At 68.1% G+C, this 21,861-nt stretch carries 23 protein-coding genes and 1 tRNA gene; 11 read left to right on the top strand and 13 right to left on the bottom strand.

All coding sequences use genetic code 11. The annotated features are described in order from the left end of the window. Nucleotides 1-93: 93 nt before the first annotated feature. From ACVOJ1_RS17205 to ACVOJ1_RS17180, 6 genes are all read right to left on the bottom strand, one after another. Nucleotides 94-714: a 50S ribosomal protein L25/general stress protein Ctc gene (locus tag ACVOJ1_RS17205; RefSeq protein ID WP_053520288.1), complete on the bottom strand. Its 621-nt coding sequence runs from the start codon at nt 712-714 to the stop codon at nt 94-96. A 109-nt stretch (nt 715-823) separates the two neighbouring features. After that, entirely contained in the window at nt 824-1,783 is a 960-nt protein-coding gene (locus ACVOJ1_RS17200) for a ribose-phosphate diphosphokinase (protein ID WP_053520289.1), read from the bottom strand. A gap of 138 nt (nt 1,784-1,921) precedes the next feature. Then, a tRNA-Gln gene (locus tag ACVOJ1_RS17195) sits at nt 1,922-1,998 on the bottom strand. Between the two features lie 10 nt (nt 1,999-2,008). Beyond that, complete coding sequence (ispE, locus tag ACVOJ1_RS17190; RefSeq protein ID WP_053520287.1) at nt 2,009-2,878, bottom strand: 4-(cytidine 5'-diphospho)-2-C-methyl-D-erythritol kinase; 870 nt, start codon at nt 2,876-2,878, stop codon at nt 2,009-2,011. Next, nucleotides 2,875-3,534, bottom strand: coding sequence for a lipoprotein insertase outer membrane protein LolB (gene lolB, locus ACVOJ1_RS17185; RefSeq protein WP_346480694.1), 660 nt, complete (start codon nt 3,532-3,534; stop codon nt 2,875-2,877). The genes ispE and lolB overlap by 4 nt, the downstream gene beginning before the upstream one ends. Beyond that, the gene (locus tag ACVOJ1_RS17180) at nt 3,531-5,216 is read right to left on the bottom strand and encodes a tetratricopeptide repeat protein (RefSeq protein ID WP_180875739.1); all 1,686 of its coding nucleotides are present in this window, start codon (nt 5,214-5,216) and stop codon (nt 3,531-3,533) included. Before ACVOJ1_RS17180 ends, lolB begins: the two co-directional genes overlap by 4 nt. Nucleotides 5,217-5,279: 63 nt before the next feature. Between ACVOJ1_RS17180 and hemA the strand changes: the two genes are divergently transcribed. Genes hemA through ppk2 form a run of 4 tightly spaced genes read left to right on the top strand, consistent with a single transcriptional unit; the run spans nt 5,280 to nt 10,164 of the window. Then, the gene (gene hemA, locus ACVOJ1_RS17175) at nt 5,280-6,563 is read left to right on the top strand and encodes a glutamyl-tRNA reductase (protein ID WP_053520284.1); all 1,284 of its coding nucleotides are present in this window, start codon (nt 5,280-5,282) and stop codon (nt 6,561-6,563) included. Next, nucleotides 6,541-7,623 carry a peptide chain release factor 1 gene (gene prfA / locus ACVOJ1_RS17170; protein ID WP_053520283.1) on the top strand — a complete coding sequence of 361 codons (1,083 nt, stop codon included), beginning with the start codon at nt 6,541-6,543 and terminating at the stop codon, nt 7,621-7,623. Before hemA ends, prfA begins: the two co-directional genes overlap by 23 nt. A 5-nt stretch (nt 7,624-7,628) precedes the next feature. Beyond that, entirely contained in the window at nt 7,629-9,335 is a 1,707-nt protein-coding gene (locus ACVOJ1_RS17165; protein WP_193396240.1) for an O-linked N-acetylglucosamine transferase, SPINDLY family protein, read from the top strand. Between the two features lie 46 nt (nt 9,336-9,381). Continuing rightward, nucleotides 9,382-10,164: a polyphosphate kinase 2 gene (gene ppk2 / locus ACVOJ1_RS17160; protein WP_053520281.1), complete on the top strand. Its 783-nt coding sequence runs from the start codon at nt 9,382-9,384 to the stop codon at nt 10,162-10,164. A gap of 429 nt (nt 10,165-10,593) precedes the next feature. On the opposite strand, the gene ACVOJ1_RS17155 is transcribed toward ppk2, so the two are convergent. Together ACVOJ1_RS17155 and ACVOJ1_RS17150 are read right to left on the bottom strand one after the other, a co-directional pair. Then, nucleotides 10,594-11,169 (bottom strand): TlpA family protein disulfide reductase, encoded by a 576-nt coding sequence (locus tag ACVOJ1_RS17155; RefSeq protein ID WP_253119338.1) that lies wholly within the window; start codon nt 11,167-11,169, stop codon nt 10,594-10,596. After that, the gene (locus tag ACVOJ1_RS17150) at nt 11,166-12,440 is read right to left on the bottom strand and encodes a YihY family inner membrane protein (RefSeq protein WP_053519156.1); all 1,275 of its coding nucleotides are present in this window, start codon (nt 12,438-12,440) and stop codon (nt 11,166-11,168) included. The genes ACVOJ1_RS17155 and ACVOJ1_RS17150 overlap by 4 nt, the downstream gene beginning before the upstream one ends. Nucleotides 12,441-12,517: 77 nt before the next feature. Here ACVOJ1_RS17150 and wrbA point away from each other — a divergent pair, with 77 nt between their 5' ends. From wrbA to ACVOJ1_RS17135, 3 genes are all read left to right on the top strand, one after another. Further along, entirely contained in the window at nt 12,518-13,111 is a 594-nt protein-coding gene (wrbA, locus tag ACVOJ1_RS17145; RefSeq protein ID WP_053519154.1) for an NAD(P)H:quinone oxidoreductase, read from the top strand. After that, nucleotides 13,108-13,443, top strand: a complete 336-nt coding sequence (locus ACVOJ1_RS17140; RefSeq protein WP_065175995.1) for a DUF2069 domain-containing protein — start codon at nt 13,108-13,110, stop codon at nt 13,441-13,443. Before wrbA ends, ACVOJ1_RS17140 begins: the two co-directional genes overlap by 4 nt. 79 nt (nt 13,444-13,522) lie before the next feature. Continuing rightward, nucleotides 13,523-14,008 (top strand): asparaginase domain-containing protein, encoded by a 486-nt coding sequence (locus ACVOJ1_RS17135; protein ID WP_053519164.1) that lies wholly within the window; start codon nt 13,523-13,525, stop codon nt 14,006-14,008. Nucleotides 14,009-14,128: 120 nt separating this feature from the next. Here the strand turns inward: ACVOJ1_RS17135 and ACVOJ1_RS17130 are convergent, their stop codons facing one another. From ACVOJ1_RS17130 to sufT, 3 genes are all read right to left on the bottom strand, one after another. Next, the gene (locus ACVOJ1_RS17130; RefSeq protein WP_053519150.1) at nt 14,129-15,871 is read right to left on the bottom strand and encodes a S8 family peptidase; all 1,743 of its coding nucleotides are present in this window, start codon (nt 15,869-15,871) and stop codon (nt 14,129-14,131) included. 410 nt (nt 15,872-16,281) lie between these two features. Then, nucleotides 16,282-17,376 carry a branched-chain amino acid aminotransferase gene (locus ACVOJ1_RS17125; protein WP_053519148.1) on the bottom strand — a complete coding sequence of 365 codons (1,095 nt, stop codon included), beginning with the start codon at nt 17,374-17,376 and terminating at the stop codon, nt 16,282-16,284. A 59-nt stretch (nt 17,377-17,435) separates the two neighbouring features. Next, the gene (sufT, locus tag ACVOJ1_RS17120; RefSeq protein ID WP_004144911.1) at nt 17,436-17,987 is read right to left on the bottom strand and encodes a putative Fe-S cluster assembly protein SufT; all 552 of its coding nucleotides are present in this window, start codon (nt 17,985-17,987) and stop codon (nt 17,436-17,438) included. Nucleotides 17,988-18,109: 122 nt separating this feature from the next. Between sufT and ACVOJ1_RS17115 the strand changes: the two genes are divergently transcribed. Continuing rightward, nucleotides 18,110-18,529: a hypothetical protein gene (locus ACVOJ1_RS17115; RefSeq protein ID WP_346480693.1), complete on the top strand. Its 420-nt coding sequence runs from the start codon at nt 18,110-18,112 to the stop codon at nt 18,527-18,529. A 93-nt stretch (nt 18,530-18,622) separates the two neighbouring features. Here ACVOJ1_RS17115 and ACVOJ1_RS17110 read toward each other — a convergent pair whose 3' ends face one another. Together ACVOJ1_RS17110 and ACVOJ1_RS17105 are read right to left on the bottom strand one after the other, a co-directional pair. Then, nucleotides 18,623-20,083, bottom strand: a complete 1,461-nt coding sequence (locus ACVOJ1_RS17110) for an NAD(P)(+) transhydrogenase (Re/Si-specific) subunit beta (protein WP_065182857.1) — start codon at nt 20,081-20,083, stop codon at nt 18,623-18,625. Continuing rightward, the gene (locus ACVOJ1_RS17105; protein ID WP_053519142.1) at nt 20,080-20,400 is read right to left on the bottom strand and encodes an NAD(P) transhydrogenase subunit alpha part 2; all 321 of its coding nucleotides are present in this window, start codon (nt 20,398-20,400) and stop codon (nt 20,080-20,082) included. Before ACVOJ1_RS17105 ends, ACVOJ1_RS17110 begins: the two co-directional genes overlap by 4 nt. A 97-nt stretch (nt 20,401-20,497) precedes the next feature. On the opposite strand from ACVOJ1_RS17105, the gene ACVOJ1_RS17100 reads away from it, so the two are divergent. Genes ACVOJ1_RS17100 through ACVOJ1_RS17090 form a run of 3 tightly spaced genes read left to right on the top strand, consistent with a single transcriptional unit; the run spans nt 20,498 to nt 21,861 of the window. Next, complete coding sequence (locus ACVOJ1_RS17100; RefSeq protein ID WP_081279792.1) at nt 20,498-21,082, top strand: RNA polymerase sigma factor; 585 nt, start codon at nt 20,498-20,500, stop codon at nt 21,080-21,082. Beyond that, entirely contained in the window at nt 21,079-21,405 is a 327-nt protein-coding gene (locus ACVOJ1_RS17095) for a hypothetical protein (RefSeq protein ID WP_193396237.1), read from the top strand. Before ACVOJ1_RS17100 ends, ACVOJ1_RS17095 begins: the two co-directional genes overlap by 4 nt. Nucleotides 21,406-21,408: 3 nt before the next feature. After that, a complete protein-coding gene (locus ACVOJ1_RS17090) occupies nt 21,409-21,861 on the top strand; it encodes a DUF3106 domain-containing protein (RefSeq protein WP_053519136.1) in 453 nt (150 codons plus the stop codon).

The following is a 21,861-nucleotide window of genomic DNA, read 5'->3' as shown; positions in this document are numbered from 1 at the left end:
GCGGGCCCCCCCCGCCCATCCGCCGCCGCCCGGCCATTGGATCTCCCCGACCAGGCGGGGGCGGCGCCGGCCGGCCCCGGCCCCGCGGGGGCATTACTCGGCGGCCGGTGCTTCTTCAGCGTCGGCAGCGTCTTCCTTGCCGTGCTTGGCGGTGACGATCGCGTCGTCGTGGTCCTTGCCCAGCGCCAGGGCCGGGATTTCCACGCCCTTCGGCAGCTTGATGTTGGACAGGTACACCACGTCGCCAGCAGCCAGGTCGGCCAGGTCGACTTCGATCGACTCCGGCAGGTCCTTCGGCAGGCAGCTGATGGTCACTTCCTTCAGTTCGTGGGTGACCACGACGTCGGCAGCCTTGCCGGCCGGCGAGGTGTCTTCGTTGATGAAGTGCAGCGGGACCGAAGCGGTCAGGGCTTCGTTCTCGTTCACGCGCTGGAAGTCCAGGTGCATGATCAGCTGCTTGTACGGATGGCGCTGCATGTCACGCAGCAGGACCTTCTGCACCTGGCCGTCCAGGTTCAGGTCCAGGATCGAGGCATAGAACCACTCGTTCTGCTGGGCCAGCCAGATTTCGTTGTGGTCCAGGCTGATGGCGACCGGCTCGGCGTTGCCGCCGTACACGATGGCCGGGATCACACCGGCGTGACGCAGGCGGCGGCTCGCACCCTTACGCTGCAGTTCACGCTTGGTGACCTTGATTTCATGGGTCTTCGACATTTTCGACTACTCAGGTTGTTGCCTTGCCCTGCGGCTTGGCGATTGAAGATGCTTCCGCGACCAGAAGCATCCGGGGAAGTCCTTGCCGTTGCCGGCAGGGACGAAAAACTCAGTCCACGTACAGCGAGCTGACCGACTCGCCGAAGGCGATGCGGCGCATCGTTTCGGCCAGCATCTCCGCCACGCTCAGCTGGCGGATCTTGCTGCACACCCGCGCTGCGTCCTTCAGCGGGATGGTATCGGTCACCACCAGCTCGTCGAGCTGGGAATTGGTGATGTTGTCCACCGCCGGGCCCGACAGCACCGCGTGGGTGCAGTAGGCGGCGACCTTGAGCGCACCGCGCGCCTTCAGGGCAGCGGCAGCGGCGCACAGGGTGCCGGCGGTGTCGACGATGTCATCGACCATCACGCAGGTCTTGCCTTCGACGTCACCGATGATGTTCATCACGGTGGAGACGTTGGCACGCGGACGGCGCTTGTCGATGATCGCCAGGTCGGCATCATCCAGGCGCTTGGCCACGGCACGGGCGCGGACCACGCCGCCCACGTCCGGCGACACCACGATCAGGTTTTCCGTGCCGTAGGCGCGCCAGATGTCGGCCAGCAGCAGCGGGGAGGCATAAACGTTGTCGACCGGAATATCAAAGAAGCCCTGGATCTGGTCGGCGTGCAGGTCGACCGTCAGCACGCGATCAGCGCCAGCGGTGCTGAACATCTTCGCCGCCAGCTTGGCGGTGATCGGCACACGCGAGGAACGCATGCGGCGATCCTGGCGCGAGTAACCGAAGTACGGCACCACGGCGGTCACGCTGTTCACCGATGCGCGCTTGAGCGCGTCGATCAGCACCAGCAGTTCCATCAGGTTTTCCGCGCTCGGCGCGCAGGTCGGCTGGATCACGAACACGTCCTGCTTACGGACGTTCTCTTCGATCTCCACCTGCACTTCTCCATCGGAGAAATGAGAGACCAGCGCCTTGCCCGGGCGAACCCCCAGTTCCTTGCAGATGTTCTGCGCCAGACGTTTGTTGGCGTTGCCGGAAAAGACCAGCAGGTTCGGGGACTCTTGCATCATGATTGTCTCGGGCGGGGACGAGTGGCGGGGATCCGGTGGCGGCAAGGACCACGCCGGACCCTTGCTGCTGACAACACCGCGGTTGTTTCCACGTCCCGCGCGGATGATGCGCTGAAGGCGCGGACACAGCCGCATTGGCAGGGGCGGTAGGATTCGAACCTACGAATGCCAGGATCAAAACCTGGTGCCTTGGGCCTCTTGGCGACGCCCCTGCATTTGAAATCAGTGTTGCTCGAGTGCATCCAGCAGCGGCGAACGCGCAACGCCCGCAGCCACCCTGGCCCGCAACTCCTTCGGCAACTTCGCCCGCCCCTGCTGTGCGGCAGTCTGCGATGCGAATTCGACGAAACAACCACTTCCAGAACCGGTCAGTCGCGCGGTACCGATGTCGCTCAACGCGGCAAGTGCTGCCTCGACGGCAGGCTCGCGGCGGCGCAGCACCGGTTCGAACGCGTTCCCGACCAAGGCCCCGGAAGCGAAGTCGTCTATTTTCGCCACTGGGCTGTCGCGCGTCAAATCCGGGGCTGCGAACAGGACCGGGGTCGGAACATGAACGCCGGGCTCGACCACCACATACCAGGCCGGTGCCAGGGTGATCGGCTGCAGCCGCTCTCCCACACCTTCGGCCCAGGCGTTACGGCCACGCACGAACACCGGCACATCCGCGCCGAGGCGCAGGCCCAGCGCGGCCAACGCGTCCTCGTCCAGAGCGGCGTTCCAGAGCCGGTTCAGTGCCACCAGCACGGTGGCAGCGTCGGATGACCCACCGCCGAACCCACCACCGGCCGAAATATGCTTTTCGACGATGATGTCGACACCTTGGTCGATGTTGGCGACCTCTTTCAGCATGCGGGCGGCACGTACGGCCAAATCGTCGGCCTCGTCCACACCCGGCAATCCCTCACCCTGCCGACGTACCTGGCCGTCTTCACGCAGGCGCAGGCCGATGCGGTCCCCCCAATCCAGCAGGCGGAACACGGTCTGCAGCTCGTGATAGCCGTCGGCGCGGCGGCCGGTGATATGAAGGAACAGGTTCAGCTTGGCCGGGGCCGGCCACCAGGACCAGCCCGCATCCTCCGCACCCGCGCTCATGGCGCGCCCTGCCCCCACTGGTCCACCAGCAGGCGGACCTTGGCGTCTCCGCTGCTGGCTTCGATCCGGCGCGGCAGGGACGGGCGCCCGGCCTCGGCGGGGTACCAGTCCAGGTACTGGATCTGCCAGTCCATCTGCTGCATGCGGCGCGGGCGGCCTTCGCCATCACGCTCGACCTTGCCCGCGCCGGCGGGATCGGCAACCGCCAGCCCACGCACCCACTCGGGCAGGGAGTTGACCGGGATTTCCCAGCCCGTGGCCTCCAGCAGCAGCTGCTGCGCGTCCTCGCCTTCACGCGGGCCGCCGGCCAGTCCCTCCAGGCGACCGCCTCCATGCTGGCTGTCGCCGGTCAGCTTCCAGCTCTGCCGGGTCACGGGTGCACTGAGCTCGATCACGTAGCGCCGCCCGGCCTGCTGCCAGTCGATGCGTCCACTGCCACCGTCCTTGCCCTTGCTGACCGCTACCCGGCCCTGGAAGGACCACTCCGGCTGCGCCTGCAGCGCCGCCACCCGCGCGGCTTCGGCCTGTGCCGCTTCCGCCGACACGGTCTCGACCACGGCCGGCGCCGGTGTCTTCTGGGTGCCCAGCGACGTGCAGGCAGTCATGGCGACGGTCGCCACTGCCAACAGCAGCGGCCGGAACAGGGAAACACTCATGGATTGAATTTCTCGCGGGCACGCTGCAGCGCGCGGTTGTCGGGGTCGAGCCTGGCCGCTTCCTCGAAGAAGTGGCGGGCCTCGTCATGCCGGCCGAGCACCCACAGCACTTCGCCGACGTGTGCGGCGATCTCCGGATCCTTGGCCAGGGTCCACGCACGACGCAGCTGCACCAGCGCCTCTTCGTTGCGGCCCAGGCGATACAGCACCCAGCCATAGCTGTCGACGATGGCGGCATTGTCCGGCTCGGCCACGCGGGCACGGTCGATCAGTTCCAGCGCCTCCTGGTAGCGACCGGTGCGATCGGCCAGGGTGTAGCCCAGCGCATTCAGCGCCGGCACGTTCTCCGGCTCGGTGATCAGGATCTTGCGCAGGTCGGCCTCGGCACGGGCAATATCATCACGGCGTTCCCAGGCCAACGCACGCGCGTACAGCAGTGCATTCTCGTCCGGGTAAGCGGCCAGACCGCGGGCCAGCGCATCCAGTTCACCTGCATCGTCGCTGGCGCGCTGCCGCAGTTCCGCTTCCAGCAGATAGGCGTCGCGGCGCACCTCATCGTCCACGCCGGCATCGGACTGGATCGCGTGTACCTCGTCCAGCGCCAGGCTCTGGCGCCCGGCAAGCGCCTGTGCGCTCGCCGCCCGCAGGCGGGCCTCGCTCAGTTCGTCGCCGCCCGGCACGCTGTGATACCACTGCACCGCTTCCGGATAACGCTTGAGATACTCCGCGATCTTGCCCAGCAGCAGGCGCTGCGCCGGGTCCGGTTTGGCGGCCTGCCGCGACAGCTCGCTGTACAGGTTGGAAAGGGCCGCCTTGTCTCCCTGCTTGGCCAGCAGCGACGCCCGCATTCCCCAGGTCTGCACGTCCTGCGGCCCTACCGCCAGCACCCGCTCGGCGGCGGCCGGCTGGTTCAGGCTGTCGTAGGCAATGGCCACCGCGTTGCGCAGTTCCGGATCCTGGCGGGTCTTCGGTTCGACCTCGCGCAGCAGCGCCAGCGCGCGATCGGTCTGCCCCGCCTGCTGCAGCTGGCTGGCGCGCAGCAACGCCACGCGCGGCTCTTCCGGGAAGCGCTTGACCACCTCATCGATCATGCGCCGTGCCAGCTCCGGCTTTTCCATCCGCAGCGCCAGGCGGCCGAATTCCTGCCAGGCCTCGATCTTCGGCGGGATGGCGTTGGCATCGACCAGCTCGCCCAGCACCTGCGCCGGCACGGCCGGATCGCGTCCACCGCCGACCAGCGCGGCCAGGGCAAACTTCCAGCCGCGGTCATCGCTGTCCTGCAGCAGGCTCTGCAGCTCGCTGCGGGCCGCCTTCACGTCGCCCTGGCGCATCGCCAGCGCACCGGCCGCGCTGCGCATGGCCAGCGACCGTGGCGCGCGCTGCTGCCACAGGGCCAGGCCCTGGGCGGCGCTGGCATCGTCGTTGGCCAGCATGGAAATACGGGTCGCGCGCTCGGCCAGGCCGGCATCGCCGTCGCTGCGCTGGGCGGCCTGCAGGTACCAGCGCGCCGCCTCGGCCAGCTTGCCGGCCTGCAGGGCGAACTCGCCGGCCATCACCGGCTCCAGTGCCAGTTCCTCGGTGGCGGCGCCCCGCGCCGGGGGCTTGGCGGGCGCCGCCGACAGGGCCTGGCTGCACGCCAGGGACAGCAGCAGAACACTGGGGATGCGAATCAATGCGGGCATCGTCGGCATCGGGGCCTTAAAATGTCGTCCAATGGCCAGCAGCTTATCGCAAGCAACTGAACAATGACCCTGTGGGTGCTCGGACTGAATCACCAGACCGCGCCGGTGGAACTGCGCGAGCGCGCGGCCTTCGCCGGCGATGCCTTGCCGCGCGCGCTCGGTTCGCTGCGCGACACCCCGCAGATCGCCGAGGCGGTGCTGCTGTCCACCTGCAACCGCACGGAACTGTACGCGGTGGCCGATTCGGCGCAGGCGCTGGACCAGTGGCTGCGCAGCCAGGCCGGCGACCTGCAGGGCTACCTGTACCAGCATGCTGATGCCGACGCCGTGCGCCACCTGTTCCGGGTCGCGACGGGCCTGGACTCGATGGTGCTGGGTGAACCGCAGATCCTGGGCCAGGTGAAGGATGCCTGGTCAACCGCGCGCGACCACGGTCTGCTTGGCCAGCGCCTGGACCGGCTGTTCCAGCAGACGTTCTCCGTGGCCAAGCGTGCGCGCACCGATACCCAGGTCGGCGCCAACCCGGTGTCGGTCGCCTCGGCCGCGGTGCGCCTGGCGCAGAATGCCTTTGCCCGCCTGGATGATTCCACCGTGCTGCTGGTCGGTGCGGGGGAAACCATCGAGCTGGCCGCCCGCCACCTCAGCGAAGGCAAGGTGCGGCGGCTGCTGATCGCCAACCGCACGCTCGCCCATGCGCAGGAACTGGCCAGCCGTCATGGCGGCGTGGCCCTGCCGCTGACCGAGCTTGAACGCCATCTGGCCGAGGCCGACATCGTGTTCTCGGCCACCGCCGCACGCGAACCGGTGATCCACCGCGAGACCGTGGCCAATGCACTGCGTGCACGACGGCACAAGCCGATGCTGCTGTTCGATCTGGCCGTGCCACGCGACATCGAGGCTGAGGTCGGCACGCTCAACGATGCCTTCCTGTACACCGTGGACGATCTGGAACGCGCGGTGGAAGACAATCGACGCGGCCGTCGCGAGGCGGCCGCCGAAGCCGAAGCGATCATCGACCTGCAGGTATCGCGCTTCGTCGAGACCCTGCAGGCCGGCGCCCACCACGCGCCCCTGCGGCAACTGCGTGCCTTCGGCGATGCCACCCGCGCCGAGCTGCTCGAACGTGCCCGTCAGCAGCTGGCCAACGGCAAGCCGGCCGAAGAGGTCATGGAACTGCTGGCCCACGGCCTGACCAACCGGCTCCTGCACCCCCCGACCGCTGCGTTGCGCGCGGCCGCGCTGAGCGGCGATGCCGACCTGACCCGCGCCGCCGAGCGCCTGTTCCCGGCAACGCCGGGTTACCGCCACCCACCCGTGAGAACCGATGACGCCGACCCTGCGCCGTAAGCTGGAAGCGCTGGCCGAGCGCCGCGAAGAACTGGAACGCCTGCTCGCCGAACCCGACGTGGTCGCCGACAACACCCGTTTCCGCGACCTTTCGCGCGAATTCGCCCAACTTGAACCGGTCGCCACCGCACTGGCCGACGAGGCGCGCGCCAAGGCCGACCTGGCCGCCGCCGAGGGCATGCGCGCCGATCCGGACCTGCGCGAGCTGGCCGATGAGGAAATCGCCTCGGCCCAGGCGCGCCTGCAGGAACTGGAGCAGGAGCTGGCCTTGCTGCTGGTGCCCCGCGACCCACGTGACGAGGGCAATCTGTTCCTGGAAGTCCGCGCCGGTACCGGTGGCGACGAAGCAGCGATCTTCGCCGGCGACCTGTTCCGCATGTACGCGCGCTATGCCGAGCGCCAGGGCTGGAAAGTCGAGATCGAGTCCGACAACCCCGGCGAGCACGGCGGCTACAAGGAAGTGGTGGCGCGCGTGGTCGGCCGTGGCGCCTTCTCGCGGCTGAAATTCGAATCCGGCACGCACCGCGTGCAGCGCGTGCCCGCCACCGAATCGCAGGGCCGCATCCACACCTCGGCGGCTACCGTGGCGATCATTCCGGAAGCGGACGAAGTCGATGACATCGTCATCAACCCCGCCGACCTGAAGGTCGACACCTTCCGCTCATCCGGTGCCGGTGGCCAGCACGTCAACAAGACCGAGTCGGCGATCCGCATCACCCACGTGCCGACCGGCGTGGTGGTGGAATGCCAGACCGAACGCAGCCAGCACGCGAACCGCGACAAGGCGATGAAACGCCTGAAGGCGCAGCTGCTCGACGCCGAGCGCCAGCGCCAGGACGCCGCGCAGGCCGAATCGCGCCGCCTGCAGGTCGGCAGTGGCGATCGCAGCCAGCGCATCCGCACCTACAATTTCCCGCAGGGGCGGATCACCGATCATCGTGTGGAAGGCCTGACCCTGTATGACCTGCCCAACATCCTCGCCGGCGATCTGGACCCGCTGCTGCAGCGCCTCAGCCACGAGCACCAGGTGGATGCCCTGGCCCAGCTGTCGGCGGGCTGACGTCGATGTCGGCCTGGCAGCAGCGGCAACAACTGCAGCAGGCGATCGCGCGCCAGCCCGGTGACTTCGTCGCCTGGGTGATGCTGGCCGATCTGGAACTGGAAGCCGGCGACATCGGCGCAGGCGAGCAGGCCGCACGGCGTGCGCTGCAGCTGCGGCCGGACCATCCCGAGGCACTGGCCCGGCTGGGTCGCGTGGCATGGATGGCCGGTGCGCACGCCGACGCTGCGACGCTGCTGGGACAGGCTTCAGCGCGCGCTCCGGAGCATCCCGGCATCGCGCTGTGGCTGGGCCATGCCCTGGAAGATGCCGGCGACCCCGAGGGCGCGGCGGCCGCGTACCGGCGTGCACATGGGCTGATGCCCGACGAACCCTATATCGCCGCCCAGCGACTGGCATGGCAACGCCGCCTGTGCGACTGGCAGGACGTGGAGGCCCTGGCTGCGCAGGTGCGCGGCGCGGTCGCGACCGGGCAGGGCGCGGTCGAGCCCTTTGCCTTCCTCAGCGAAGACGCCAGCGCCGCCGAGCAGCTGGCCTGCGCCCGCACGCGCGCCGCAGCGGTGGCCGCATCGGTGCGGCCGATGCCCGCTGTGAAGGTACGGACACAGGGAGCCCTGCGGATCGGCTTCCTCTCCAACGGCTTCGGCGCACATCCGACCGGGTTGTTGACCGTTGCCCTGTTCGAGCAGCTGGGCCGCCACCCGGAACTGCAGTTGCATCTGTTCGCACTGAACCGGGACGATGGCAGCCGCATCCGCCAGCGGCTGCAGGCGGCAACCCGGCTGCACGATCTGGCGGGGCGCCGCCATGCCGACATCGCTGCCGCCATCCGTGCACAGGGCATCGACCTGCTGTTCGACCTGCGTGGCTGGGGCGGTGGCGGCGCGCCGGAAGTGCTGGCGCTGCGCCCTGCCCCGCTGCAACTCAACTGGCTGGCCTATCCCGGCACATCCGGCGCACCGTGGCTGGATGCGGTGATCGCCGATGCGTTCGTCCTGCCAGCGGCGTTGGCGCCCCACCACAGCGAGCGCGTGGTGTACCTGCCGCGCGCGTTCCAGCCCTCGGACAACACCCGCGCGCTCGGGCCGGCACCGGATCGCGCCGCGTGCGGCCTGCCCGGACACGGCGTGGTGTTCTGCTGCTTCAACAACAGCTACAAGCTCAACCCGCGCAGCATGGGGCGGGCGTTCGCCGTCCTGGCGGCGGTGCCTGGCAGCGTTCTATGGCTGTTGTCCGGCCCCGGCCAGGCCGATGCGCGCCTGCGGGCAGCGGCGCAGGCAGCGGGTCTGGACCCGGCGCGGCTGGTGTTCATGCCCAAGCTGCCGCATCCGCAGTATCTGGCCCGCTATCAACTGGCCGATCTGTTCCTGGATACACACCCGTACAACGCGCACACCACGGCCTCCGACGCACTGTGGGCGGGCTGCCCGGTACTCACCTGCCCGGGCGAGACCTTCGCCGCGCGCGTGGCCGGCAGCCTCAACCATCACCTGGGCCTGGCACGGATGAACGTTGCCGACGATGCGGCGTTCATCGCCACCGCCCGTGCGCTCGGCAACGATCCGGCAGCGCTGGCCGCACTGCGCGCCGAACTGGCACAGGCCCGCGCGCGTAGCGGCGTGTTCGACATGGCCGGTTTCGCCCACGACCTTTCGGCACTGCTGCAACAGCTGGCGCACGAGCAGGGCTGGCAGGGCGTCGACGGCGCCTGAGCAACCGCTGCGCTAGGCTGGGCCCTCCTTTCCGCGCGGCATGACGATGGGCAAGCTCAAACGCAAGGACTACGACGAACTGCTGCTGCCGTTGCAGCTGGAACTGACCGCGATGGCCCGCTGGGTACAGCACAGCGGGCAGCGGCTGCTGGTGCTGTTCGAAGGCCGCGACACCGCCGGCAAGGGCGGCGCGATCCAGGCCATCAGCCAGCACCTCAATCCGCGCCAATGCCGGGTGGTGGCGCTGCCCAAGCCGACCGACCGCGAGGCGACACAGTGGTACTTCCAGCGCTACGTCGGGCACCTTCCGGCGGCGGGTGAGATCGTGCTGATGGATCGAAGCTGGTACAACCGCGCAGGTGTCGAGCGGGTCATGGGCTACTGCAGCGAGAGCGAGTACCAGCAGTTCCTGCGCCAGGCCCCGGTGTTCGAGCAGCTGCTGGTGGATGACGGCATCCTGTTGTTCAAGTACTGGCTGTGCGTGGACCAGGAGCAGCAGGAGAAGCGCTTCGCCGAGCGCCATATCGATCCCCTCAAGGGCTGGAAGCTGTCACCGGTCGACCTGAAATCGCGCAGCAAGTACAGCGCCTATACCGAAGCACGGGAGGCCATGCTGCGTGCCACCCATCGCGAAGGCGCGCCGTGGACCCTGGTGGACTTCAACGACCAGCGGCTGGGCAGGCTGACCCTGGTACGCAACCTGCTGGACCGGTTGCCCGACACCCGCGTGGACGCGCCTCTGCCGGAGCTGCCGAAGCTGAAGGGCAAGCTGCATCGCGAGCACTACGATGTGCTGAAGCCGATCGAGGACTTCCCGGTCGAGGAGTAGGGGTTGTCTGCAGGGCCTGCGGCCCTGCACCCGCTACGAGCAACGGCAGAAGCAGAAGCAGGTTTCCTGAGGGATGGCGGGGTGGGCCCGGTTGCGGGGGACGCCGTAAACCCATCCATGGGGGCTTGGCCGCGGCATCCATGCCGCGGACACCCCCGCAACCGGACCCACCCCGCCTTCGACAGTTTCCTGCGAGCTTCAGTAGATCCACGCATGGCGTCGATCTATCAGATTGCAGATATCTGTCAGAGGTGGGGCGGTGTCGGAGTGCGGGGTGTCAGCCGCATGGATGCGGCTGCCAAGCCTACAGGGACGTACTTGCGGCGTCCCCGCACTCCGACACCGCCCCGCCACCCCACGGTATGTCTGCTGTTGCTGTTGCTGTTGCGCGTAGCGGGTGCAGGGCCGCAGGCCCTGCCGGCACACCCACTACTTCGCAGCCGCGATCTGCTTCTCGATGTCGGCCGCCGTAACCGGGCCTAGGAAGCTGTGCGCCACCCGGCCCTGCGGATCGATCAGATGCGTCAGCGGCAGCCCCCGCGGCGTAGCGAAGTCCGCCGGCGGATCGAACGGATCGACGATCACGATCGGATAGGTCACCGGATGCTTGGTCAGGAACGACTGCATCTCCGGCACCTCGATGTCCTCATAGGCCAGGCCGACCACTTCGATGTTGCTGCGCATGGCGTGCAGCGCGGACAACTCCGGCATCTCCTTGCGGCATGGTGCGCACCACGTGGCCCAGAAATTCACCACCACCCACTTGCCCCGATGGGCCGCCAGGTCGTAATCGCTGCCATCGACGGCCTTCATCTTCAACGTGGGGAACTCGGCCGTGACACGCTCGGCCGGCGTGTCCTCGGCCGCAGGCGGTGCCGCCGGTGCGGGAGCCTGGGCCGGTGGCTGGCTGCTGGCCGGGGTCGCGTCCTGCGCAGGCTTGCAGGCCGCCAGGGCAAGCGCCACGGCCAATGGAACTGCCAGCAGCAGCGGAGTCGTGCGGGTCATGGGGTGTCTCCGGAATCGGGATAGATATCGCTGACGCGACGCTTGAGGCGCTCACGCAGAGGCAGGCGCAGTTCATCCAGCGCCGCCAGCGCGGCCTGGCCCAGGCTGTCTTCGCGGTAGGGCAGATGCTGCTCCGCCACCGGGATGCGCAGTTGGGTGCATTCGTACAGATCGGCCAGACTGACCTGGTCCAGGTCGCGCGCGAGCAGCCATTCACCCCGCTCGTCGCGGCGCAGCAGGCCGATGGCCTCCAGTTTGCAGGCCAGGTCCTGCAGCAGCGAGTCGGTCAGCATCGGCTCCAGCCGCAGGATCTCGTCATCGGCCAGCCCCCTGCCCCGGGCACGCGCCTGGTGGAAGCGGCCGAGCAGGCGCAGCAGCCCATAGAATTCATAGCCCTGCGGCAGGCGCAGCTCGACCGGCTGGTAGCGGAACGCCGCCATCGACGATGCCAGCGATGCGCCAAGCAGCACCGCCACCCAGCACAGATAGATCCACAGCAGCAGGATCGGCACGAACGCGACCGTGCCATAGAGCTTCTGGTAGGACTGGAAACTGCCCAGGTAGGCACCGATGCCCCACTTCACCAGCTCCAGGATCACCGCCGCCAGGATCGCGCCGGGGACGGCGTGCCGCCATTTCACCGTATGGTGCGGCACGACCCGGAACATCAGGCTGATGCAGACGAATTCGATCAGCACCGGTGCCAGCCGCAGCGACAGGTCGGCCAGCCAGCGCCCCTCCTGGGTCCCGAACAGCGGCATTGCCAGTACCCGTGCCGACACTGCCAGCGAGGCGGCGGCAAGCATCGCGCCCAGGGTCAGCACGGTCCAGTAGACCAGGAAGCGGGTCAGCTTGGGCCGGGTCGATCCGACCCGCCAGATCTTGTTGAACGTCTCTTCCACGCTGTTGAGGGTGATCAGCAGCGAGACGACCAGGGCGATGAAGCCGGCCGCGGTGAGCTGGCCAGCGCTGGCCGAGAACTGCCGCAGGTAGCCTTCGGCGGCGCGTGCGGCATTGGGCACGAAGTTGGAGAAGACATAGTCGCTGAGCTGATCGCTCCAGCGGTCGAAGACCGGGAAGGCCGAAAGCACGCCGAACACCACGATCGCCAGCGGAACCAGGGCGAATACCGTGGTGTAGGCCAGTGCGGCGGCCGCCTGGAACAGGCGGTCATCGAGAAAGCGGTGCCACAGGAAGCGGCCGAAGCTGGCGGCACGCGCACGATCGCGCGCGCGTTCCATCCATAGGTTGAGCGTATCCAGAGGTTCCATCGGCGCAAGGGTACCCGATGCGGAATGCACGCAGGATAGCCATACTGGCGTCCACACGATGAGGAGACCTGGGCACGATGGGCGAGATCCTGGTGCTTTACTACAGCCGCGGTGGCTCGGTGGCACGGCTGGCGCGCCAGATCGCGCGGGGAATCGGCGAGGTGCCGGGAATGGTGGCGCGGCTGCGCACGGTGCCGCCGGTGGCGGCCGTGACCCAGACCGCACAGCCGCCGGTGCCCGACGATGGCGCCCCCTACGTGAGCGTGCAGGATCTGGCCGACTGCCAGGGGCTGCTGCTGGGCAGTCCGACGCGGTTCGGCAACATGGCCGCGCCGGTCAAGCACTTCCTCGATGGACTCGGTGCTGAATGGGTCAATGGCACGCTTGCGGGCAAGCCCGCCGGCGTGTTCACCTCGACCGCATCAATGCACGGCGGGCAGGAATCGACCCTGCTGACCATGCAGGTGCCGTTGCTGCATCACGGCTGCCTGATCGTCGGCATTCCGTTCACCGAACCGGGTTTGAGCCACACCACCAGCGGCGGCACGCCCTACGGCGCCAGCCATGTGGCGGGAGCGGCCGATGACCCGCAGCCGACCGATGATGAGGCGGTGCTGGCGCGGGCGCTGGGCCGTCGCGTCGCCGATATCGCGCAGCGGCTGGCCCGATGAACGCCGCGCCGCGTACGGTTCTGCTGCTGGCCCTGATGGGTCTGGCCGCGCTGTTTGCAGGCTGGTTCATCAACGACAAGCACTGGCTGGCCACCCAGCTGGTGTTCACCGCCCCACCGCTTGCACTGGCCATCGCCCTGCGCCTGGGCTGGCGCAAGGCAGGGTTCTGGGCCTCCGTGCTGGCGCTGGGCTGGTTCAGCCATGGCGTGATGAGCGCCTGGAGCCACCCGGAAACGCGCTGGCTGGCCTTGCTCGAGATTGCCCTGGCACTGACCGTGATCTTCGCCGCCAGCCTGCCGGGCCTGCGTGCGCGCTTCGGCAGGCGACGCTGACGCTGCGCCTCCCGGGCCGTATCATCTGCGTTCCCGGCCCCGCGCCGCTGCACCTGTCCTGGTTTCGCGCATGCACATGATGGAAGAGCTCCTGGTCGTCACCACCGGTGGCACGATCGACAAGATCTACTTCGACGACAAGTCGGACTACCAGATCGGCGATCCGCAGATCGGCATGATCCTGCGCGAGCTGGGGGTGACGTTCCGCTTCAACGTGATTCCGATCCTGCGCAAGGACTCGCTGCACATCAACGATGAGGACCGCGAGCTGATCCGGGCCACCATCGCGGCGCAGCCGACCCGGCATGTGCTGGTGACCCATGGCACCGATTCGATGGTGCAGACCGGCAAGGTGCTGGCGACGATCGCGGACAAGACCATCGTGATGACCGGCGCGCTCAGTCCGGCACGTTTCCGCGGTTCGGACGCGGAGTTCAACATCGGCTGCGCGATCGGCGCGGTACAGTCGCTGCCGGCCGGCGTCTACATCGCGATGAACGGGCGGATTTTCGACCCGCAGCACGTGCGCAAGAACGTTGCCGCAAACCGCTTCGAATCGGTTTGAGGAACGGAGTGCCGACCAAGGTCGGCACGCACCACGACGCGGCGGCACGCACCACCGCGCGGCCCCATGCGAAAACGCCCCGGCCGAAGCCAGGGCGTGCCCTAGGAGAGGGTCTTGGGCTCAGTACTGGGCGTTGAGGGTCACGCCCGAGAAGGTGCTGTAGGCCTTCACCCGTACGTACCAGGTACCGGCAGCGGGGCTGTTGACCGTGCAGGTTTCGCTGTTGCCGCTCAGGTACGGACGGCACGTGTAGGCGGTATCGGTCGGCGCGCTGCCCTGCCGCAGGTACAGGTCGGCATCACCGCTGCCGCCGCTGATCGTCACCCGCAGCTGGCTGCTGCCGGACGGGACATTGACGGTGTAGTTCAGCGAAGCGCCCGATGCGGCACCCAGTCCGCTCACCGGTACGTTGTTCTGCAGCACGGTGCCGCCCGGGTTCGGGTTGCCACCGCCATTGATCGCTGCCGCCACTGCAGCATCGGCGTCGATGATGCCGGCGCCACAGCCACCCGAACAGGCACCCGGCAGCGGCCGAGCGGTGCTCTTGATGATGCTTTCCACCTGGGCCGGGCTCAGCGGGCTCGGTGCGACCGACTGCATCAGCGCGACCACGCCGGCCACGTGCGGTGCTGCCATCGAGGTGCCGTTGTACGAGGCATAGCTGGCGCTGCCCGGCGTGGTGGTGCCGGTGTTGAGAGTGGACAGGATCCCTTGGCCCGGCGCGGAGATGTCGATGCCCGTGCCGTAGTTGGAGAAGCTGGCACGTGCGCCCGCCGACGTGGTGGCCGCCACCGCGATCACGTTCGGGCAGTTGGCCGGTACCGATGAAGACACGTTGGTGTTGCTGTTGCCTGCGGCCACCACCACCGTGGTGCCACGGCCGACGGCGCCGTTGATCGCGTTCTGGTAGGTGGTCGAGCAGCTGCCGCCACCACCCAGCGAGAGGTTGATGACCTCGGCCGGATTGGCATTGGCCGGCACGCCGCTGACACTGCCGCCGGAGGCCCACACGATGGCGTCGGCGATGTCGGAGGTGTAGCCACCGCACTTGCCGAGCACGCGCACCGGCACGACCTTGGCATTGAAGGCAGTACCCGCCACGCCGGTGCTGTTGTTGGTCACCGCTGCCACGGTGCCGGCAACGTGGGTGCCGTGCCAGCTGGAGTTGGAGGCCGGGTAGCCTGCGCCACATTCGTTGGCGGCGTACCAGTCACCCTCGTCGTTGGGATTGCTGTCGCGGCCACCGCCGTCGCGTGCCATTGCCGCGTCGCTGATGAAGTCATAGCCGGGCAGGATGTTGGCGTTCAGATCGGGGTGGTTGGTGATGCCGGTGTCGATCACCGCGACGACCACGCCGGTGCCGGTGGCCTTGTCCCAGGCCGGGCGCACGTTGATCGAGGCGTTGGACGTACCGAACCCCCACTGTTCGCTGAAGCGGGTGTCGTTCGGCGTCAGCGTCGCGCGCATGATCTGGTCGACTTCCACGTACTCGACGTTGGGGTCGGCGGCGAGCTTGCGCATCAGCAGTTCGGATTCGGCCTGGTCCAGCGGACGATCGGTCCTGACCAGGGTCGGGCCGACGGCCAGCTTGCGGACCTGCTGCAGGCCCAGCGCGCGGCCCTGGCTGCTGGCAAGGCCCGCAGCCGCTGTCTTCAGCGACGATGCCAGGGCGGTGGTGTTGGCCACCGGCGCACTGCCGTCGCGATACTTGACGATGAAACGCTGGTGCGTCGGCGCGGACTGCAGCCCGCTGAGCTGGACATCACCGGCCAGCGCAGGCGTGGCCAGCAGCAGCGATGAAAGAACGGAAGCACCAAGGACCACCCACACTCGACGCACACGCGGTTGCGTTACCTGGGACATCGTATTTCCCTTTCTAGTGGTGTGAATGCCGGAATCGGCAGAAACACCGGCCCGAACCATGGGCTGGCTTGCGTTGGCGAGGTCCGGAGTCCGGCGAGCCAGCGGATCCCCCTTACGATCCGCCGTGCCGATGACGCTAATGGCCTAAACCGGACACCACAATATTTTCAGTGTCTTTTCAGGAACATGAAATGTTCGATCTGAGACTTTCCGGGTCGAGGGTTTGTGAAGATGAAGGAACTTTCGCGCCACGCGCACGAACCTGACTGGGCAGATGTCCTGTCCACCGATGACTTTGCCGACATCGGCGGCCGGCCTCCCCCGTAAACGACGAAGGCCCGTCGCGGGGACGGGCCTTCGGGGAACAGCGCAGCCGGGCATGGGCCCGGCGCTACCGACTGGCGGGAGGATCAGCCCAGCCTGACCAGCCAGTTGTGGCGGTCCGGCAGGCGGCCGTACTGGATATCAGTCAGTTCCTTGCGCAGCGACATGGTCACTTCGCCGGCCGGCGCGTTGAGGTCGCCCACCGAGAAACCTTCGCCCTTGAGCTGGCCGATCGGGGTCACCACCGCAGCGGTGCCGCAGGCGAACACCTCGCTGATCGCACCGGATGCAACGCCGTCCTTCCACTCGTCGATGCTGACCTTGCGCTCCTCGACCTTCATGCCGCGGTCGCGGGCCAGCTGCAGGATGCTCTCGCGGGTGATGCCTTCCAGGATGCTGCCCGACAGCTGCGGCGTGACCAGGGTGCCGTCCTTGTAGACCAGGAAGACGTTCATGCCGCCCAGTTCCTCCAGGTACTTGCCCTCGACCGGGTCGAGGAACAGCACCTGCGAGCAGCCCTGCGCCTGGGCCTTCTGCTGCGGCAGCAGCGAGGCGGCGTAATTGCCACCGCACTTGGCCGCGCCGGTGCCGCCCTTGGCCGCACGCGCATATTCGGTGGACAGCCAGATCGACACCGGTGCCACGCCCTTGGCGAAGTACGGACCGGCCGGGCTGGCGATGACGTAATAGCCGGCCTTGTGCGCGCCACGCACGCCGAGGAAGGCCTCGTCGCCAATCATGAACGGGCGGAAGTACAGGCTGGACTCATCCGCCGACGGCACCCAGGCGCTGTCCACGGCGATCAGCTGTTTCAGCGACTCGACGAAGATCTCCACCGGCAGTTCCGGCAGCGCCAGGCGCTGTGCAGAGCGCTGCAGGCGACGGCCGTTGGCATCCGGACGGAAGGTCCAGATCGAGCCGTCGGCGTGGCGGTAGGCCTTGATGCCCTCGAAGATCTCCTGGCCGTAATGCAGCACGGCCGCTGCCGGGTCCAGCTGCAACGGGCCATAGGCACGCACGTTGGCGTTGTGCCAGCCGGTGTCCTTGTCCCACCGCACTTCCACCATGTGGTCGGTGAAGTGCAGGCCGAAACCCGGCTTCTCCAGGATCGTGGCGCGCTCTTCAGCGCTGCGCGGGTGGTCCGAACGGGTGACGGCGAAGCTGGGGATGGACTGGGACACCGGAGGATTCCTGTTCTGGTTGCGGGTAGTGCCGGGCCCGCGTCACTGCGGGCCCTGGGTCAAAGCATGCCGGTCTCGAGACGGGCCGCCTCGGACATCATGTGCTGGTTCCATGGCGGATCGAACACCAGCTCGACGTCGGCCTCGGCCACCGTCGGGATCATTTCCAGCTTGCTGCGCACGTCGTCGACCAGGATGTCACCCATCCCGCATGCGGGCGCGGTCAGGGTCATCTTCACGTCGATCTCGCGCTGGCCCTCGTCCAGATGCTTGATCTCGACCTCGTAGACGAGGCCCAGTTCGACGATGTTCACCGGAATTTCCGGATCGAAGCAGGTGCGAAGCTGCTGCCATACCAGTTGCTCCACCTGTTCGTCGGTGGCGTCGGCCGGCAGTTCCAGCGGCGCGGGTGCTTCCTTGCCGATGGCGTCGCCATCCTTGCCGGCGATGCGGAACAGGTTGCCTTCGACGAATACCGAATAGCTGCCGCCCAGCGCCTGGGTGATGTACCCATAGCTGCCGGCGGGCAGGGTCACGGTGTCGCCCTGCGGGACCATCACGGCCTCGCAATCGCGTTCGAAGTGGACAGGTTCGCTGCTACGGGAATACATGGGGACCGATATGGGGCCGTGGCCATGGCCACGCAAGACGGCATTCTAGCCCAGCCGTCCTGCGCCCGCCGGTGCACCGCGGCAAACCACAGTATCCTGTGGGTGACTTTCAGGAAGCTTCGATGTCCTCCAATGCCGCGCGTGCCAGGACCGTGACCTGGCTCTGGCCCTTCATGCTGCTGCTGGGCCTGGTTGTTGCTCCCCTCGCCTGGATGCTGCTGGCCCTGATGACCGGCCGCCAGGTCGGCTGGATGGCAGTGCTGACCGCCATGGAACTGGTGTTCATGCTGCGTCTGGGCACACTCGGTCCCGGCCGTCTTCGCGTGGCCCTGGTGGTGGCCGGCACGCTGCTGGTGGCGGCGGTGGCGAACTGGGCGATCGCCAGCGCCTGGATGGGCGGCTCGATGGGGCTCAACCCCTGGGACGCCTCGCTGCGCATGGGCCCGCATCTGGCCTGGACGCTGATCAACCTGGCCAATGGCGCGATGGAATGGCTGTGGCTGGCGATCGGCGTGGCCGTCGGCGCCTGGCTGGCGCGCTGATCGCACCTGATTCGGGTAGCGCCGGGCCATGCCCGGCGAGCGCAGCGGCCCTCGCAGCAGGCGCCGGGCCATGCCCGGCGCTGCCGCTACGGCTCAATGCCCGCCGTCGAGCGCCTTCAGCTCGCTGACCAGCGACGCTGCCGCCTCAGCGCCGTCGCCGTACAGCATGCGCGTGTTGTCGGCGTAGAACAGCGCATTCTCGATCCCGGCAAAGCCGGTCCCGCGACCGCGCTTGATCACCACCACGTTGCGTGCGTTGATCACGTCCAGCACCGGCATGCCGTAGATCGGACTGGCCGGATCGGTACGTGCGACCGGATTGACCACGTCGTTGGCGCCGATCACCAGCACCACATCGGTACTGGCGAACTCGGGATTGATGTCGTCCATGTCGGCGATCAGGTCGTACGGCACACCGGCCTCGGCCAGCAGCACGTTCATGTGCCCGGGCATGCGCCCGGCGACCGGATGGATGGCGAACTTCACCTTGACCCCGCGCTGCCCCAACCGCTGTGCCAGTTCCCAGATCTTGTGCTGGGCCTGGGCCACGGCCATGCCGTAACCGGGCACGATCACCACGCGCTCGGCGAAAGCCATCATTGCCGCCACATCGGCCGCCTCGATCGGCTTCTGCGCGCCGGTGATCGCCTGTGCCTCTCCGCCTGCACCACCCCCGAAATTGGAGAACAGCACGTTGCGGATCGGCCGGTTCATCGCCTTGGCCATCAGGCGGGTCAGCAGGATGCCCGCCGCGCCGACCATCATGCCGGCGATGATCAAGGCCTCGTTGCCCAGCACGTAGCCCTCGAAGGACACCGCCAGACCGGTGAATGCGTTGTACAGCGAGATCACCACCGGCATGTCGGCGCCACCGATCGGCAGCGTCATCAGCACGCCCAGCGCCAGTGCCAGCACGAAGAAGGCGATGATCGCCCAGGTGCTGAGCGTGCTGGCCGCGACGATGGCCAGCACCACCACCGCCAGCGCCACCAGCAGGTTCAACGCCTGCTGCCCTGGCCAGGTGACCCGCTTGTCGAGGCGGCCATCCAGCTTGGCCCAGGCGATCACGGAGCCGGACAGCGACACCGCGCCGATCGCGGCGCCGACCACCGCCAGCAGCAGCACGGTGGTGGAAGGCTGGCGCGCGGCAAGGTCGGCCAGCGCCTGTTCGCTCCAATGGGTGGTATCGCGATGGGCCAGGAAGGCGTAGCGCAGCAGTTCGACCGCACCGATCGCCGCCGCCGAACCACCGCCCATGCCGTTGTACAGCGCCACCATCTGCGGCATGTCGGTGACCGCGACCTTGCCGGCCGACCACCAGGCCAGGCCGGCACCCAGCAGCAGCGCGACCAGGATAAGCGGCACGTTGTGCAGCTCGGGCAGGAAGAAGGTGGCCGCGGTGGCCAGCAGCATGCCCAGCCCGGCCCAGCGGATGCCGCTGCGCGCGGTCAGCGGCGAGGCCATCCGCTGCAGGCCGAGCAGGAAGAGCGTGGCGGCCACCAGGTAGCTGGCCTTGACCAGCCAATCGAGCAGTTCGACGGTGCTGATGTTCAAGCCTGCGGCTCCTTCGGTTCGTCCTTGCCTGCCCGCGGCGCGCTCGGCCTGAACATCTCCAGCATGCGCGCGGTGACCACGTAGCCGCCGGCGGCGTTACCGGCACCGAGCACCACGGCGATGAAGCCCAAGGCCTTTTCCAGCGGCGTCTGTGCGTGGCCGAGCACCACCATCGCCCCGATCAGCACGATGCCGTGGATGAAATTGGAACCCGACATCAGCGGGGTGTGCAGGATCACCGGCACCCGCGAAATGATCACGTGGCCGGCGATGGCGGCCAGCATGAAGATGTACAGCGCCACGAACCCGTCACTCATCGGCAACGCTCCCGCTCTGTCTTCGTCGGCCCATCATAACCATGGGCTGAACCCGGCGCGCATCCTCGTCAACCGGGGCCGCGCTCACGCGTTGTCGATGGTGACCCCGAGCAAGGAACCGTACCCTGTGCTGGTGAGCAGCCCCGTCCCCCCGACCGCCGACACCGATGCCCTGCCGGCGTCGCTGGAAGCGTTCCTGGCGAGCATCGGCCCGCGCGCGTTCCGCTTCGCCGAGGCCGGCCTGCGCCAGCGCGAGGATGCCCTGGACGCCGTGCAGGATGCCCTGCTGCGCATGCTGGACTATGCCGACAAGCCCGCCAGCGAATGGGCGCCCCTGTTCTGGAGCATCCTGCGCCGGCGGGTGATCGACCTGCAGCGCCGACGCCGCTTCCGCCTGCCCTTCTGGCGCGACAACCAGGATGCCGACGGTGCCGACATCGACTGGGCCGACCCCGGCCCTACCCCGGCGCAGGCGCACGAGCAGCACCAGCAGTACCAGCAGCTGGTGCAGGCGCTGCGTACGCTGCCCGCCCGCCAGCGCGAAGCGTTCACCCTGCGCGTGCTGCAGGATCTGGACGGCGCCACCACCGCCCGCGCCATGGGCTGCAGCGAAGGCGCGGTAAAGACCCATCTCGCACGCGCCCGGCAGGCGCTGCAGGATTATCTGGAGAACCCCCCGTGAACCGCTCCCTGCCCTCCGATGACGCCTTGCGGCGCCTGCATGCGCATTCTCTGCGGGCGCTGTCGCCGGCAACGCTGTCGCGCCTGCGCCAGGCCCGCCAGGGCGCCCATGCAGCCCATCGTGGGCGCTGGCGCTGGTGGCTGGCCAGCGCCTGCTCGCTGGTGGTGGCGCTGGGGATCGGCGTGCAGTTCACCGGTCCGGACGTGCCGACGCGGCCAGCGCCGGTACCGACCGTTGCCGCAGTGGAAGACAACAGCGCGCTGTACGACGAGAATCCCGATCTGTACCTGTGGCTGGGCGACACCGACCTGGCGATGGAGTGAATCATGCTGCGACATCTCTCCCTGCCCCTGCTGATCGCCCTGGCGCTGCTGCCTGCAGCACCGGTGCTGGCGCAGACCCATGCGCCCGCGCCGCCCGCTCCCGGTGCTCCACTGCCTGCCTGGGATCAGCTCAGCCCCGCCCAGCGCGAGGCGGTGCTGGCCCCGCTGCGCGACCGCTGGAACGGCGCCGATGCCGGTCAGCGCCAGCGCATGCTGGCCCATGGCCAGCGCTGGCAGTCCATGAGCCCGGAAGAGCGCGACAAGGCCCGCCGTGGCCTGCGCCGGTTCGAGCACATGAGCCCGGAACAGCGTGAACAGGCACGCGCACTGTTCGGGCAGATGCGCCAGCTGCCCCCTGCCCAGCGCGACGCCCTGCGCGATCGCTGGTCCCGGATGACGCCGGAGGAGCGTCGCGACTGGGTGCGGGACAACCCGCCACCGGCAAAGCCGCGGTAG

The organism is Stenotrophomonas sp. STEN225 (assembly GCF_056756445.1).
Note: the sequence above shows the minus strand (reverse complement) of the source record. Positions and strands in the feature narration are given on the sequence as shown.

Excerpts from the sequence above, each read along its gene's own strand:
- ACVOJ1_RS17155 (WP_253119338.1), bottom strand. The coding sequence starts at position 11,169 with ATGACCCGCACGACTCCGCTGCTGCTGGCAGTTCCATTGGCCGTGGCG.
- hemA (WP_053520284.1), top strand. The coding sequence starts at position 5,280 with ATGACCCTGTGGGTGCTCGGACTGAATCACCAGACCGCGCCGGTGGAA.
- ACVOJ1_RS17165 (WP_193396240.1), top strand. The coding sequence starts at position 7,629 with ATGTCGGCCTGGCAGCAGCGGCAACAACTGCAGCAGGCGATCGCGCGC.
- ACVOJ1_RS17105 (WP_053519142.1), bottom strand. The coding sequence starts at position 20,400 with ATGAGTGACGGGTTCGTGGCGCTGTACATCTTCATGCTGGCCGCCATC.
- sufT (WP_004144911.1), bottom strand. The coding sequence starts at position 17,987 with ATGTATTCCCGTAGCAGCGAACCTGTCCACTTCGAACGCGATTGCGAG.
- ACVOJ1_RS17130 (WP_053519150.1), bottom strand. The coding sequence starts at position 15,871 with ATGTCCCAGGTAACGCAACCGCGTGTGCGTCGAGTGTGGGTGGTCCTT.
- ACVOJ1_RS17115 (WP_346480693.1), top strand. The coding sequence starts at position 18,110 with ATGTCCTCCAATGCCGCGCGTGCCAGGACCGTGACCTGGCTCTGGCCC.
- ACVOJ1_RS17200 (WP_053520289.1), bottom strand. The coding sequence starts at position 1,783 with ATGCAAGAGTCCCCGAACCTGCTGGTCTTTTCCGGCAACGCCAACAAA.
- ACVOJ1_RS17135 (WP_053519164.1), top strand. The coding sequence starts at position 13,523 with ATGGAAGAGCTCCTGGTCGTCACCACCGGTGGCACGATCGACAAGATC.
- ACVOJ1_RS17140 (WP_065175995.1), top strand. The coding sequence starts at position 13,108 with ATGAACGCCGCGCCGCGTACGGTTCTGCTGCTGGCCCTGATGGGTCTG.
- ppk2 (WP_053520281.1), top strand. The coding sequence starts at position 9,382 with ATGGGCAAGCTCAAACGCAAGGACTACGACGAACTGCTGCTGCCGTTG.
- lolB (WP_346480694.1), bottom strand. The coding sequence starts at position 3,534 with ATGAGTGTTTCCCTGTTCCGGCCGCTGCTGTTGGCAGTGGCGACCGTC.
- prfA (WP_053520283.1), top strand. The coding sequence starts at position 6,541 with ATGACGCCGACCCTGCGCCGTAAGCTGGAAGCGCTGGCCGAGCGCCGC.
- ACVOJ1_RS17090 (WP_053519136.1), top strand. The coding sequence starts at position 21,409 with ATGCTGCGACATCTCTCCCTGCCCCTGCTGATCGCCCTGGCGCTGCTG.
- ACVOJ1_RS17100 (WP_081279792.1), top strand. The coding sequence starts at position 20,498 with ATGGTGACCCCGAGCAAGGAACCGTACCCTGTGCTGGTGAGCAGCCCC.
- ACVOJ1_RS17180 (WP_180875739.1), bottom strand. The coding sequence starts at position 5,216 with ATGCCCGCATTGATTCGCATCCCCAGTGTTCTGCTGCTGTCCCTGGCG.
- ACVOJ1_RS17205 (WP_053520288.1), bottom strand. The coding sequence starts at position 714 with ATGTCGAAGACCCATGAAATCAAGGTCACCAAGCGTGAACTGCAGCGT.
- ACVOJ1_RS17150 (WP_053519156.1), bottom strand. The coding sequence starts at position 12,440 with ATGGAACCTCTGGATACGCTCAACCTATGGATGGAACGCGCGCGCGAT.
- ispE (WP_053520287.1), bottom strand. The coding sequence starts at position 2,878 with ATGAGCGCGGGTGCGGAGGATGCGGGCTGGTCCTGGTGGCCGGCCCCG.
- wrbA (WP_053519154.1), top strand. The coding sequence starts at position 12,518 with ATGGGCGAGATCCTGGTGCTTTACTACAGCCGCGGTGGCTCGGTGGCA.